Annotated in this window: 12 protein-coding genes and 2 pseudogenes; 6 read left to right on the plus strand and 8 right to left on the minus strand. The window is 69.3% G+C overall.

Features of this window, described 5'->3' with window-relative positions; all coding sequences use genetic code 11:
- Window positions 1–46: 46 nt before the first annotated feature.
- From VHAB30_RS03690 to VHAB30_RS03700, 3 genes are all read right to left on the minus strand, one after another.
- The gene (locus VHAB30_RS03690; protein WP_062469933.1) at window positions 47–562 is read right to left on the minus strand and encodes a hypothetical protein; all 516 of its coding nucleotides are present in this window, start codon (window positions 560–562) and stop codon (window positions 47–49) included.
- Window positions 552–1,502, minus strand: coding sequence for a universal stress protein (locus VHAB30_RS03695; protein ID WP_095746320.1), 951 nt, complete (start codon window positions 1,500–1,502; stop codon window positions 552–554). The genes VHAB30_RS03690 and VHAB30_RS03695 overlap by 11 nt, the downstream gene beginning before the upstream one ends.
- 419 nt (window positions 1,503–1,921) lie before the next feature.
- Window positions 1,922–2,545, minus strand: a complete 624-nt coding sequence (locus VHAB30_RS03700) for a TetR/AcrR family transcriptional regulator (protein WP_159275865.1) — start codon at window positions 2,543–2,545, stop codon at window positions 1,922–1,924.
- A gap of 110 nt (window positions 2,546–2,655) precedes the next feature.
- Here VHAB30_RS03700 and VHAB30_RS03705 point away from each other — a divergent pair, with 110 nt between their 5' ends.
- Window positions 2,656–3,465 carry a siderophore-interacting protein gene (locus tag VHAB30_RS03705; protein ID WP_159275866.1) on the plus strand — a complete coding sequence of 270 codons (810 nt, stop codon included), beginning with the start codon at window positions 2,656–2,658 and terminating at the stop codon, window positions 3,463–3,465.
- Window positions 3,466–3,480: 15 nt separating this feature from the next.
- Here the strand turns inward: VHAB30_RS03705 and VHAB30_RS03710 are convergent, their stop codons facing one another.
- Window positions 3,481–4,491 (minus strand): AraC family transcriptional regulator, encoded by a 1,011-nt coding sequence (locus tag VHAB30_RS03710; RefSeq protein WP_159275867.1) that lies wholly within the window; start codon window positions 4,489–4,491, stop codon window positions 3,481–3,483.
- 184 nt (window positions 4,492–4,675) lie between these two features.
- On the opposite strand from VHAB30_RS03710, the gene VHAB30_RS03715 reads away from it, so the two are divergent.
- From VHAB30_RS03715 to VHAB30_RS03730, 5 genes and pseudogenes are all read left to right on the plus strand, one after another.
- Entirely contained in the window at window positions 4,676–5,470 is a 795-nt protein-coding gene (locus tag VHAB30_RS03715) for an SDR family oxidoreductase (RefSeq protein WP_070062424.1), read from the plus strand.
- 49 nt (window positions 5,471–5,519) lie between these two features.
- Window positions 5,520–6,767, plus strand: coding sequence for a styrene monooxygenase/indole monooxygenase family protein (locus VHAB30_RS03720; RefSeq protein ID WP_159275868.1), 1,248 nt, complete (start codon window positions 5,520–5,522; stop codon window positions 6,765–6,767).
- 13 nt (window positions 6,768–6,780) lie between these two features.
- Window positions 6,781–8,016, plus strand: a pseudogene (locus tag VHAB30_RS03725) (styrene monooxygenase/indole monooxygenase family protein); the annotation flags it as partial.
- Between the two features lie 9 nt (window positions 8,017–8,025).
- Window positions 8,026–8,514, plus strand: a pseudogene (locus tag VHAB30_RS31330) (flavin reductase family protein); the annotation flags it as partial.
- Window positions 8,515–8,565: 51 nt separating this feature from the next.
- Window positions 8,566–9,807 (plus strand): dienelactone hydrolase family protein, encoded by a 1,242-nt coding sequence (locus VHAB30_RS03730; protein ID WP_159270810.1) that lies wholly within the window; start codon window positions 8,566–8,568, stop codon window positions 9,805–9,807.
- Between the two features lie 66 nt (window positions 9,808–9,873).
- Here the strand turns inward: VHAB30_RS03730 and VHAB30_RS03735 are convergent, their stop codons facing one another.
- The 4 genes from VHAB30_RS03735 to VHAB30_RS03750 all read right to left on the minus strand — a co-directional run bounded on the left by VHAB30_RS03735 (window position 9,874) and on the right by VHAB30_RS03750 (window position 12,005).
- The gene (locus VHAB30_RS03735; RefSeq protein WP_070062428.1) at window positions 9,874–10,233 is read right to left on the minus strand and encodes a hypothetical protein; all 360 of its coding nucleotides are present in this window, start codon (window positions 10,231–10,233) and stop codon (window positions 9,874–9,876) included.
- Window positions 10,234–10,336: 103 nt separating this feature from the next.
- The gene (locus VHAB30_RS03740) at window positions 10,337–10,720 is read right to left on the minus strand and encodes a roadblock/LC7 domain-containing protein (protein WP_062469906.1); all 384 of its coding nucleotides are present in this window, start codon (window positions 10,718–10,720) and stop codon (window positions 10,337–10,339) included.
- A 47-nt stretch (window positions 10,721–10,767) separates the two neighbouring features.
- Window positions 10,768–11,292, minus strand: a complete 525-nt coding sequence (locus tag VHAB30_RS03745; protein ID WP_062469903.1) for a GTP-binding protein — start codon at window positions 11,290–11,292, stop codon at window positions 10,768–10,770.
- On the minus strand, window positions 11,289–12,005 hold the full coding sequence (locus VHAB30_RS03750) for a hypothetical protein (RefSeq protein WP_070062429.1): 717 nt from the start codon (window positions 12,003–12,005) through the stop codon (window positions 11,289–11,291). The genes VHAB30_RS03745 and VHAB30_RS03750 overlap by 4 nt, the downstream gene beginning before the upstream one ends.
- Window positions 12,006–12,191 lie beyond the last annotated feature (186 nt).

Here is a 12,191-nt window from a genome sequence, read left to right on the forward strand (position 1 = left end):
CGACTACCGGGTTTGTGGGAGGGGGGGAAGCGCCCGGCCGCAGCCTTCAGGCCATCCCGTAGCGCAGCAGCCAGTTCCAGATCACCGCCGAGCCGTTCGACATCGCCAGCGCCGACTTCGCGTAGCCCATGAGGTCGGCCAGCCGCACCTCGGCGCGGATCACGACGTCGTGGCGCTGCAGGTCTTCTTCCTTCACGTCCGCGCGGCGCCGGTCGAGCTCGTCGCGCAGCACGGTGGCGTAGGCGCGCGGGCTCTTCAGGCGCAGGAACATGATCGGCTCGACCACGGCGTCGAGCGCGGGATCGACGAAGGTGTGGATCTCGGGTTCGCGCGAGACGACCTGGTCGCCATGCGCGTCCCGGATCAGCTGCTGGGCCTCTTCGAGCGCGGCCTCGTTCGCCGCGTAGATCCGACCGCCGCGTCCTTCGCAGATGAACACGTACTGGTCGGGTCGCGAGAGCCAGTCGACCGGCCCGCGCTGGGCGAAGACGGCCAGGCCTTCGGCGCCGGGCAGCAGCGACTGGCGCAGCGGGTACTTGGTGAGGGGGTCTTCAGCGAACATCTTGCAGCTTCCTCGAAATGACGAGCGACGGGGTGTCGGCGCGGCGGTCGGCGGGCACGACCAGCACATCGCCCGTGGCCCAGCACAGCACGCGTTGCGCCACGCTGCCGAACAGGAAGTCGGCCAGCGGATGGGCGCGGCGCTTGCCGACCACCAGCAGCTCGGCGCGCGCATGCTGCTGCTGCACCGTGGCCTGCCGCGCCGGGTCGCCGCGGCCGATGGCCGACAGCACGCGGTTGCGCCGCGCGCTGGACGAGTCGGTGAGCGAGAACAGCCGCTCGCGCGCCTGTCGCATGCTGTCGTGGCGGTAGGTCTTGATGGCGTGTTCGGACACTTCGGCGTAGCGCAGCTTGCTCTCGTGCATCGTGTTGAGTGCGTGGAACAGCTCCAGCGCGGCGTCGGGGTCCAGCCCGTGGGCCAGGCTCACGAGCTCGCGCGAGGCGGGCGTGAAGTCGACGGCCACGAGGATGCGGCTGTAGCGCAGGCGCGTGTCGAGCCGCGTCACGAGCACCGGGCAGCGCAGCTGCCGCAGCAGGCGCTCCACGGGCTGGCCGGTGAAGAAGGCGGCGGGCGAGCGGTCGCGTTCGTGGCTCAGCACCACGAGGTCGACGTAGCGTGCCTCGTCCACGATCTGCGCGAGGCCGCCGCCCGGCCCCGCGACCTGCTTGACCAGCACATCGAAGCGCGAGGCCATGGCGCGGGCCAGCCCCGCGAGGGCGGTCGCTGCTTCGGCGTGCGCGAGCGGCGCCAGGTCCGCGGGCGCGTACACGAGCTTCAGCAGCGCGCCGTGCTCGGCCGCGAGCAGCGCGGCGCGTTCGACCGCGCGGTTGCCGCGCGCCGTCAGGTCGGTGACGGCGAGGATGGATTGAAAAGACGGCGTGCTGGATGCGACGCCGCCTCCGGGAAGGGCGTGCTCCCGCTGAACCTGATGATGATGCATGACGCACTCCAGTCGAACGCGACCCCGGATGACGGGGGCGCAGCCGCGCGGGGCAGGTGCCCGGCGGTCGATGGTTTGCGCTGAAAAGAGAGAGGGGGAAAGAGGCGGACCGCCGGGCTCAGGAATGTGCGGGCGTCTGCTGGGCCGCCGCTGTCATCCGCGCCCACGCAGGCGTGCAACCGCCGGGGCGGGACGTCAAGGTGCGGAGGAAGGGCTGGGCGTTCATGCGGGGGAGTCTAGGCCGGATGCGGCCGAATCCGCTCAGTACCCGCACAACCTTTGCCAGATTGACGCCGCGCGGTGCAGGGCGCGCGCGGTGGGGCTTCCCATTTTTCCTTTTCATTTGTCATGCGCAGGAGGGGACGTGTTTCCGTGTCTGTCCCCGTCTTCCTGGAGGTTCACGCATGAGATCCCACTGCCTAGCGCCCGGCCGGGCCGCAGAGATAGCCCATGAGCGCATCGACGATCGAGGCCTCGAGCGCGGCCGGCTCGAACTGCGCGGGCGGCTCGATGACGGCCGCATGCACCAGCGTCTCCATGATCTGCAGCACCACCCAGGTGGCGAGGTCGAGGTTGCGCGGCGCGAGCTCGGGGCGGTGCTCGTCCAGCAGCTGGCGCACGCGCCGGAAGATGTCGTGGTCGGCCGCACTCTCTTCGCGCGGCGCATCGAAGAAGGGAAATTCCTTTTCGAGCACGCGATGCAGCGCCGGGTAGAGCGCATGCGCCGCGAGCAGCGCGCGCACCATGGCCTGCACGCGCCCGCGCAGGCTGCGCGCACGCGAGGCGGCCAGCACCTCGTCGATCACCGCGTACATCTGACCCGCGTGCCGCTCGTGCAGCGCCGTGATCAGCGAGTCCTTGTTCGGGAAGTACTGGTAGAGCGAGCCCACGCTCACGCCGGCGCGTTCGGCCACCACGTTGGTGTTGGTGCCGGCATAGCCGCGCTCGCCCAGAACGCGAGCCGTGGCTTCCAGAATGACCTCGACCATCTGCTGGGAGCGCGCCTGGCGCGGCGTCTTTCTTGGCTGGGGAAGGGATTTCATCGGGCGGTTCGAATGCGAGTTTTCAATGCGAGTGAAGGCTCGTATTCTAAGAAGAACCGAGCAAATGCTCGCATTCAAGAGTTCGCAACATCCGAATCGATACACACACCATGACAGCCAATGCCTCCGAGGCCCACGCGCCGCGTGCGTTGCCTTCCGCCTTCCCGCTCCTGCAGCCAATCGCCGCGGTCCCACCCGAACGGGGCACGCGGCTGGAAGCCCATGTCCTCCAGTGCCGCCTCGTGACGCCGCACATGCGCCGCATCACCCTCGGCGGCCCGGACGTCGCCGCCTTCTTGCGCCACGCGGCGGCCGACCAACCCGGCGCCTGGGTGAAGGTGTTCGTGCCCGGCGGCGAAGGGCGGGCCTACACCATTCGCCGCATCGACCGCGTCGCCGCCACGCTCGAGCTGGACTTCGTGCTGCACGGCGACAGCGGCCACGAAGGCCCCGCTTCGGCCTGGGCGGCACGGGCGCAGCCAGGCGAACGCATCGGCTTCGCCGGGCCGCGCGACGGCGGTTTCGCGCTCCCGGACGACGCGCGCTGGGTGATGCTGGCCGGCGACGCGACCGCGCTGCCTGCGATCCAGTCGATTGCCGCGAGCCTCGGGCCGGAGATCCGCCTCAAGACCTATGTCGAAGTGCCCACGGCGGCCGATGTGCAGGAGATCCGCAGCCAAGCTGTGTTGCGCACCTGCTGGCTCACCGGCGATCCGGCCGAGCCGGGGCTGGCGCTTCAACAACAGCTGATGCACCGGCCGCAGCCGGCGGGGCCCGGTTACATCTGGCTGGCGGGCGAGTCGGGCGTGGTGCGCACGTTGCGCGCCCATTTCCTGAACGACCAGGGCCTGGCGCGCACGCGCCTGACCGCCAAGGGCTACTGGAAGCACGGCGAAGCCGATCACCGCGACCGGGCCTGAGCCCGACGCGCCGGGTCAGTGTTCCGCCGGTGCGTGGCGCGTGCGGGTGTCCGACGGCCGCTCGCCGAAGCGCGCGCGGTACTGGGCCGCGAAATGGCCCAGGTGAAGGAAGCCGTATTTCTCCGCCACGTCGCGCACGCCCGTCTGCGTGGACGCGGCCTGCAGCTCGGCGCGCACCCGGTCCAGCCGCAGCTCGCGCAGGAACTCCATCGGTCCCTGGCCCGCATGCTGGCGGAACGCGATCTGCAGGGCGCGCGCGCTGCAGCCGGCCTCGCGGCACACGTCGGCCAGCGACAGCGGCTGCTCGGCGTGCGCGGCCATGAACTCCTGCGCCTTGCGCACCGCACGCGGCAGCAGGTGGCGCTGCGCGTCGCCGGCCAGGGCGCGCGAGTGGTTGTGGCCCGCCGACATCAGCAGGCTCGACATCAGGTACTCCTCGGCATGTTCGGCCAGGCGTCCGCCGCCTTGCAGCGCATTGCCGGCATCGAGCGTGAGCCGCAGGTAGTCGATGAAGTGCACCAGCGGCGCGAGCGCGGGGTTGTCCAGCGGCACACCGAGGTCGAACACCAGGTGCTGGCGCACGGGCGCCTGCAGCAGCGCCTCGAGCCGCGACAGCAGCGCCGCGCGCGCGATGCGCACGATCAGGTGCGGGCTGTCGTCGGCCCAGCGCATCGACAGCAGCTCGGTGGGCGAGGGCAGCGAGGCGACGCGCGGCGTGGCCTCGACCTGCTGGCCGCCACAGCGGATGTCGGCGCCGCCGCGCAACGGAATCTGCAACAGGAAGAAATCCTGCAGGTAGCCTGGGTCGATCTGCACGCCGGGGCCGTACTGCACGTAATTGAGGCTCACGTCGCGGTGCAGCCGCGCGCTGTGGTGGCAGGCGTCCAGTTCGGTGCGCGGGCGCAGCATCGTGAGGCCGTGGGGGCAGAACACGCGGGCCACGCTCTCGCGCGCCTCGTCCATGTCGTGGCTCTCGAACAAACGGTAACGCTGCAGCGGCAGCCGTGGGGCGGTGGCGGTTTCCATAGGGAAGCGCAGTGACCGTAGCAAAAAGCCTTCCAGCCCACAATTCGGGCCGTCCCTTGGCCCCCCCGAAAAAACCTGCGCGGCAGGGACAGCGCCTGCGTTTTCGGGATCGGCCGGCGAGGCCTTGCGTTCTACCTTTGGCCCATTCGCCGAACCGGCGATTCAACCGAGGAGAGCAAGCGTCATGTTCAAGGGACTCGAAGGCAAGAGCGCCATCGTCACGGGTGGTTCGACATTGATAGGCGCCGGCGTGGTGCGCGCCTTCCACGCGGCGGGCGTGAAGGTGGTCATCGCCGACATCGACGCCGACAAGGGCCAGCCGCTGGCCGACGCGCTGGGCGCCGGGGTGCGCTTCGTGCGCACCGACATCACCGACGACGCGCAGGTGAAGGCCTGTGTCGACGAGGCCGCCACCCGCCACGGCGGCGTGCACTTTCTGGTGAATCTGGCGTGCTCGTACGTGGACGACGGCTTCAAGTCGCCGCGCGCCGACTGGCTCACCTCGTTCAACGTGAACGTGGCCAGCGCCGTGGCCATGCTGCAGGCGGCGCACCCGCACATGGTGGCGGCCGGCGGCGGGGCGGTGGTCAACTTCACCAGCATCTCGTCGCGCGTGGCCCAGACGGGGCGCTGGCTCTACCCCGTGAGCAAGGCCGCGATGGCGCAGCTCACGCGCAACATGGCGATGGACCTCGCACCCGACCGCATCCGCGTGAACAGCGTCTCGCCGGGCTGGACCTGGTCGGCCGTGATGGACCAGCTCACGGGCGGCGACCGCGCGCGCACCGACCGCGTGGCCGCGCCCTACCACCTGCTGGGGCGTGTCGGCGACCCCGACGAGGTGGCGCAGGTGGTGCTGTTCCTGTGCTCCGAGCACGCGAGCTTCGTCACCGGCGCCGACTACGCGGTGGACGGCGGCTACTCCGCCATGGGCCCGGAGCAGGCCGTGCCAGCCATTCCCCGCCTGATGGAGCCCTGATCGGCATCCACAACAACACCCCCACGAGACAACACAGAAGGAGCAAGCCATGAAGCGAATCGCCATCGTCGGCGCGGGCCAGTCGGGCCTGCAACTGGGACTGGGCCTGCTGGACGCAGGCTACGAGGTCACCATGTACAGCAACCGCACGGCGGACGACATCCGCCACGGCAAGGTCATGTCGAGCCAGTGCATGTTCCACACCGCACTGCAGGTCGAGCGCGACCTCGGGCTCGACCATTGGGCCAGCGACTGCCCCACGGTCGATGGCATCGGCTTCGCCGTGCCGCACCCCGAGCAGAAGGGCGCCAAGGCCGTCGAATGGGCGGCGCGGCTGAACTCCAGCGCGCAGTCGGTCGACCAGCGCGTGAAGGTGCCGGCGTGGATGGCGCTGTTCCAGCAGAAGGGCGGTGAGCTGGTCTTCAAGGACGCGGGCATCGACGACCTCGAGGCCTGCACCCGCAGCCACGACCTCACGCTGGTGGCCAGCGGCAAGGGCGAGATCTCCAAGCTCTTCGAGCGCGACGCCGCCAAGTCGACCTACGACCAGCCGCAGCGCGCACTGGCGCTCACCTACGTGAAGGGCATGCGCCCGCGCACGCCGTACTCGGCCGTGTGCTTCAACCTGATTCCGGGCGTGGGCGAGTACTTCGTGTTCCCGGCGCTCACCACCACGGGCCCGTGCGAGATCATGGTGTTCGAAGGCGTGCCCGGCGGCCCGATGGACTGCTGGGCCGACGTGAAGACGCCGCAGGAGCACCTGGCGCGCAGCAAGTGGATTCTCGACACCTTCACGCCCTGGGAGGCCGAGCGCTGCGCCGACATCGAACTCACCGACGACAACGGCATCCTCGCCGGCCGCTTTGCACCCACCGTGCGCAAGCCCATCGCCACGCTGCCCTCGGGCCGCAAGGTGCTCGGCCTGGCCGACGTGGTGGTGCTCAACGACCCGATCACCGGGCAAGGTTCGAACAACGCGGCCAAGTGCGCCGACACGTACCTGAAAAGCATCCTGGCGCGCGGCGAGGGCGCGGCCGATGCGCCGTGGATGCAGCAGACCTTCGACCGCTACTGGTTCGGCTATGCGCAGTGGGTCACGCGCTGGACCAACATGCTGCTCGCACCGCCGCCGCCGCACGTGCTCAAGCTGCTCGGCAGCGCCGGCGCCGTGCCGCCGATGGCCAGCGCCATCGCCAACGGCTTCGACGATCCGCGCACCTTCTTCCCGTGGTTCGCCGACCCGCAGGAGGCCGACCGCTACCTCGACACCTGCGCGGCTGCTGCGGCAGCTGCGTAGGCGGAGCCAGCGCATGACACGACGCGTGGCCATCGTCGGCGCCGGCCAGTCCGGCATGCAGCTCGCGCTGGGCCTGCGGGCCAGGGGGTACGCCGTGACGGTGTATGCGAACCGCACGGCGCAGGAGATCTTCGACGGACCGGTGATGTCCAGCCAGTGCATGTTCGAGACCGCGCTGCAGACCGAGCGCGAACTGGGGCTCGACAGCTGGGCCGACACCTGCCCGGTGGTCGAGGGCATCGGCATGTCGGTGCGCAGCCCCGAAGGCCAGCGCGCCATCGCGTGGGAGGCGAAGCTCGACGGCCCCGCGCAGTCGGTCGATCAGCGCCTGAAGATCTCTGCGTGGATGCAACTCTTCGAGGCGCGTGGCGGCCGCCTCGTGCACCAGGACGCGGACATCGACACGCTGGAAGACTGCGCGCGCACGCATGACCTCGTGGTCGTTGCGAGCGGCAAGGGCGAGATCTCGGCGCTGTTCCCGCGCGACGCGGCGCGCTCGCCGTTCGACGCGCCGCAGCGCGCGCTGGCGCTCACCTACGTGAAGGGCATGCGCCCGCGCGAACCGTTCGCGGCCGTGAGCTTCAACCTCATTCCGGGTGTCGGCGAGTACTTCGTGTTCCCGGCACTGACCACCAGCGGCCCGTGCGAGATCATGGTGTTCGAAGGCGTGCCGGGCGGTCCCATGGACTGCTGGGACGACGTGAAGACGCCGCAGGAGCACCTGGCGCGCAGCAAGCAGATCCTGGCCACCTTCCTGCCGTGGGAGGCCGAGCGCTGCGAACACATCGAACTCACCGACGACCACGGCGTGCTGCGTGGCCGCGTCACGCCCGTGGTGCGCCACCCGGTCGCCACGCTGCCCTCGGGCCGCCAGGTGCTGGGGCTGGCCGATGCGGTGGTGCTCAACGACCCGATCACGGGGCAGGGCTCGAACAACGCGGCCAAGGCGGCCGACATCTACTTCAAGCGCATCCTCGAGCATGGCGATGCGCCCTTCGACGCCGCGTGGATGCAGCAGACCTTCGACCGTTATTGGGAGGGCTACGCCCGCTGGGCCACCGACTGGACGCACAGCCTGCTCACGCCGCCCGCGCCGCACCTGCAGAAGCTGCTGCAGAGCGCCACGCACAGGCCGGCCGTGGCGAGCGCGGTGGCCAACGGTTTCGACGACCCGCGCAACTTCGCGCCCTGGTGGTTCGACGCGGCCGAGGCCGATCGCTTTCTCGAAGCCAAGGCGCGCGAGGCCGCGGTCGACCGCTTCGACCGGCGCGACTTCCGCAAGGCGCTCGGCCAGTTCAGCACCGGCGTCACCGTGATCACCACGCGCGCGCTCGACGGGCGCCGCGTGGGCATGACGGCCAACTCGTTTTCGTCGGTGTCGCTCGATCCGCCGCTGGTGCTGTGGAGCCTCGCGCGGCAGGCGCCCAGCGTGGCCGACTTCACGGGCGCGAGCCACTTCGCGATCAACGTGCTGGCCGCGCCGCAGCATCACCTGTCGCGCCAGTTCTCGACGCCGCAGGCCGACAAGTTCGGCGGCGTCGACTGCTGCGAGGGCACGGCCGGCGTGCCGCTGCTCAACGGCGTGCTCGCGCGCTTCGTGTGCCGCAACGTGCGACAGTACGACGGCGGCGACCACCTGATCTTCATTGGCGAGGTCGAGGGCTACGAACGCTTCGACGGCGAGCCGCTGGTTTTTCACTCGGGCTACTACCAGGTCACGACGCGCCATCCGGAATGCGTACAGTGAGCCCCTGGTTCCCCACGTCCACCTTTGAGCATTGAACGGAGTCACACACCCATGCAGAACAAGGCATCCACCTCCTCGTCGCAAGACATCCGCATCCAGGCCGCCGACGGCAGCGGCAGCTTCGGCGCCTACCTGGCCCTGCCGCGCGGCGGTACCGGCCCGGGCCTGGTGCTCGCGCAGGAAATCTTCGGCGTCAACAAGACCATGCGCGACGTGGCCGACTACTACGCCGAGGAAGGCTATGTGGTGCTCGTGCCCGACCTGTTCTGGCGCCAGGAGCCCGATGTGCAGCTGGGCTACACGCCCGACGACTGGCAGCGCGCCTTCGCGCTGTACCAGGGCTTCGACGAAGCGCTCGGCATGCAGGACATGCAGGCCGCCATCACCGCGCTGCGCCAGCGCCCCGAGGTGCCCGGCGGCAAGGTCGGCGTGCTCGGCTTCTGCCTGGGCGGCAAGCTCGCCTACCTGGCGGCCTGCCGCACCGACGCGGATGTGGCGGTGGGCTACTACGGCGTGGGCATCGACGCCGCGCTCGACGAGGCCGACCGCATCCGCTGCAAGCTGGCGCTGCACGTGGCCGAGCTCGACGGCTTCTGCCCGCCCGAGGCGCGCGACCGCATCGTGCAGACCCTGCGCGGCCGGCCGAACGTCGAGGTGCATGTGTACCCCGGCGTCGACCACGCCTTTGCGCGCGTCGGCGGCGAGCACTTCCACCGTGCCTCGGCGCTCATGGCGCACGAGCGCAGCGTGGCCGCGCTGAAGTCGGCCATCGGCCCGAACTACGACCTGGCCGCGTTGTGGGACAAGCACTGCGAGTACGAGTTCGGCACCCGCAACGTGGACGACACCATGGGCACCATGGTGGCCGAGCCCTACGTCAACCACATCCCGACCATGACCGGCGGCGTGGGCTACAAGAACCTGCACGCGTTCTATACGAACCACTTCGTCAACAGCAACCCGCCCGACACCTCGCTGGTGCCGATCTCGCGCACCGTGGGCGCGACGCAGGTGGTCGACGAGATGCTGTTCTGCTTCACCCACACCACCGAGATCCCGTGGATGCTGCCCGGCGTGGCGCCCACCGGAAAGCGCGTGGAGATCCCGCTGCTCGCGGTCATCAAGTTCCGCGGCGACAAGCTCTACCACGAGCACATCTACTGGGACCAGGCGAGCGTGCTGGTGCAGGTGGGCCTGCTCGACGCGGCGTTGCTGCCGGTGGCGGGCGTGGAAACGGCGCGCAAGCTGCTCGACGAGACGCTGCCGTCGAACACGCTGCTGACGCGCGCTTGATGCGAACCTGATGCGAACCTGATGCGTCCGCGCGGCGAAGCTGCCGCGCGGGACGCGGCGGGCGTCTCAGACCGTCATGCCTTGTTCGACGTCGAGCGTCTTGCGGCGTGCCATGGCCAGGTTCGACTTGGTCTTGTCCAGCACCAGGTAGACGAACAGGCCTTCCTTCTTCTGCATCGGGCGGATGATGTGGTACTGCTTGCCGAGCGTGATCAGCATGTCTTCGATGCTGTCGTTCAGGCCGAGGTCGCGCATGGTGCGCAGCTTGGCGCGGACCACTTCGGTGTTGCCGGCGGCGGCCACCTCGAGATCGACGCCCGAGCCGATCTGGCCCAGGATCATGCCGCTGCTCGAATCGACCAGCGCTGCGCACAGGGCGCCGTCGCAGGTCATCAGTTCGTCCATGGATTGCTTGATATTTGCCATCGAAATCTTTCCTAGTCCTCGCCCCTGAAAGTCGGCGGCCACCCGGGCGAAGGGAATGGGCGGCTGCCGGTGTCGAATGGGTGTGGTGCGCCGATGCCCGGCGTCAGGCGTGCTGCAGCAGCTGCGTCGCCTGTTTCGCGAAGTAGAGGACCTGGCCGATGATGGCTTCGCGGCTGGTGACCACGCTCACGATCAGCGTCATCTCGGGGTGCCGCGCCTGCAGCATCAGGATGTGGCCGTGCGTGGCCTCGATCGCCACGTTGTCGCAGTGGCCCAGCTGGCTTTCCTCGCCGGCCACGGCGCCCAAAGCGGCGAGCGAACTGGCAATGGCCGACAGGCGCGCGACCTGCGCGGTGTTCTCGACGCGCGCGGCCAGCTCCAGGCCGTCCTCGGTCGAGATCACCACGGCCTTCACGCCCTTGATTTCCCGCATCAGGGTGTCGATGGCCGATTCCGCTGCAAGCCTGATTCTTGGAGTGATGTTCATTGCTGCCTGAATGGAAGGAAAAGGAGAAAAAGAGGGGCGTCCTGCGTTCAGACCTCGAGCTGGAGCAGGAGCAGTTCCAGCAGCTGCACGACCTGCTGCGCATCGGTGACGTTGGCCGGCAGCACCGGGCACACGACGCCCTTGGCCTCCATGCGGCGGGCGTAGGCGTCGATGCCGGGGCTCGGGTGCGTTTCCATGCGGCCCACCGCCACCACGCAGGCGGTCTGCGCGATGAGCTCGGCAAAGCCGTCCAGGTAGATGTCCAGGTCGGCCAGCGGATCGGGGCGGCTGTTGTCCACCAGGATCACCACGCCGAGCGCGCCGCGTCCCAGGATGCGCCACATGAAGTCGAAGCGCATCTGGCCGGGCGTGCCGTACAGGCGCAGCTTCTCGCCGTTGTCGAGCGTGAGTTCGCCGTAGTCCAGGCCGACCGTGGTGGTGGCCTTGGCGACCGAGGTGTCGCTGTTGCGCACGTCGGTGCTCACGGGCGGGATCTCGCTCACGCCGGCGATGGCCGTGGTTTTGCCGGCGCCCATGGTGCCGGTGAAGAGGATCTTGTGTTCTACGGTCATTGAGGGCCTGACGGCAGCAAGCCGAGTCGGTTCCTGATGCGTGCGAGCAGGCCGGGCTGCACGGTGTCGCGGGCGGGTGCCGGGAAGCGGCTGTCGGGAAAGACGCTGTCGGGGGCCGAGGCCGCCACCAGCGCGCCGGGGGGCGCGGCGCGTTCGAGCAGGCCGGCGCGCTGCAGGTCGGCCAGGAAATCCGCGCACTCCTGGCGCGTGGCGGGCGAGCGCTGCTGCAGCGACAGCACCGACGCCGGCCGGTTGGACATCAGCGTGGCCAGCCGCAGGCGGATCGGCGCCTCGAGCACGGCCGCGGGCGGCCAGCGCAGCATGCGGAATTCTTCGTGCTCGCCGATCGGCACCTCGGTCGTAGCCAGCCCCAGGCCGCGGGCGTGGACCACCATCGCGCCGAGGCGGTTGAGCGCCACTTCCAGCGCATCGGTGTGCAGCGGCAGGGCCAGGAAAGGGCCGCGTTGCGGGTCTGCATGGGCGACGGTCAGCGTGGGCACCGCCGGTTGCGGCGAGGCGGCGGCAAGGGCGACCTGGTCGCCGACGACCCGCAGGTCGGCCTGTTCAGCTTTCCATGACCAGTTCTGGTGCGTGCGGTGGTCGAGCAGCCGGATCAGCGACTTGAGCAGCACTTCTTCGCGGTGCGGCAGCCCTTCGACGCTGTAGCTCAGCAGAGCGCGTTGACTTTTGGGAACGGTGTTAACGGCCGTCATGCAGCCTCCGCACCACCGTGCCCATCGGCCGGCCGCTGTGGGATGTTGCGTTCAACCGCATCGAAAACACCGATTGGAGGCGGCATCGCCGTTCTTTTTGCAACTTAAGCACTCACTGTAAGAAGTTGGACGGAGACGCCGATCGCAACGCTGGCTGGGAGAACTAAAGTGTTTGTTTGGAGGTGG

It is taken from the genome of Variovorax boronicumulans (assembly GCF_009811375.1).
GTDB classification, from domain to species: domain Bacteria; phylum Pseudomonadota; class Gammaproteobacteria; order Burkholderiales; family Burkholderiaceae_C; genus Variovorax; species Variovorax boronicumulans.

What these genes read in the sequence shown, in the direction of transcription:
- VHAB30_RS03690 (WP_062469933.1), bottom strand. Translation starts at nt 562, where the DNA reads ATGTTCGCTGAAGACCCCCTCACCAAGTACCCGCTGCGCCAGTCGCTG.
- VHAB30_RS03695 (WP_095746320.1), bottom strand. Translation starts at nt 1,502, where the DNA reads ATGCATCATCATCAGGTTCAGCGGGAGCACGCCCTTCCCGGAGGCGGC.
- VHAB30_RS03700 (WP_159275865.1), bottom strand. Translation starts at nt 2,545, where the DNA reads ATGAAATCCCTTCCCCAGCCAAGAAAGACGCCGCGCCAGGCGCGCTCC.
- VHAB30_RS03705 (WP_159275866.1), top strand. Translation starts at nt 2,656, where the DNA reads ATGACAGCCAATGCCTCCGAGGCCCACGCGCCGCGTGCGTTGCCTTCC.
- VHAB30_RS03710 (WP_159275867.1), bottom strand. Translation starts at nt 4,491, where the DNA reads ATGGAAACCGCCACCGCCCCACGGCTGCCGCTGCAGCGTTACCGTTTG.
- VHAB30_RS03715 (WP_070062424.1), top strand. Translation starts at nt 4,676, where the DNA reads ATGTTCAAGGGACTCGAAGGCAAGAGCGCCATCGTCACGGGTGGTTCG.
- VHAB30_RS03720 (WP_159275868.1), top strand. Translation starts at nt 5,520, where the DNA reads ATGAAGCGAATCGCCATCGTCGGCGCGGGCCAGTCGGGCCTGCAACTG.
- VHAB30_RS03730 (WP_159270810.1), top strand. Translation starts at nt 8,566, where the DNA reads ATGCAGAACAAGGCATCCACCTCCTCGTCGCAAGACATCCGCATCCAG.
- VHAB30_RS03735 (WP_070062428.1), bottom strand. Translation starts at nt 10,233, where the DNA reads ATGGCAAATATCAAGCAATCCATGGACGAACTGATGACCTGCGACGGC.
- VHAB30_RS03740 (WP_062469906.1), bottom strand. Translation starts at nt 10,720, where the DNA reads ATGAACATCACTCCAAGAATCAGGCTTGCAGCGGAATCGGCCATCGAC.
- VHAB30_RS03745 (WP_062469903.1), bottom strand. Translation starts at nt 11,292, where the DNA reads ATGACCGTAGAACACAAGATCCTCTTCACCGGCACCATGGGCGCCGGC.
- VHAB30_RS03750 (WP_070062429.1), bottom strand. Translation starts at nt 12,005, where the DNA reads ATGACGGCCGTTAACACCGTTCCCAAAAGTCAACGCGCTCTGCTGAGC.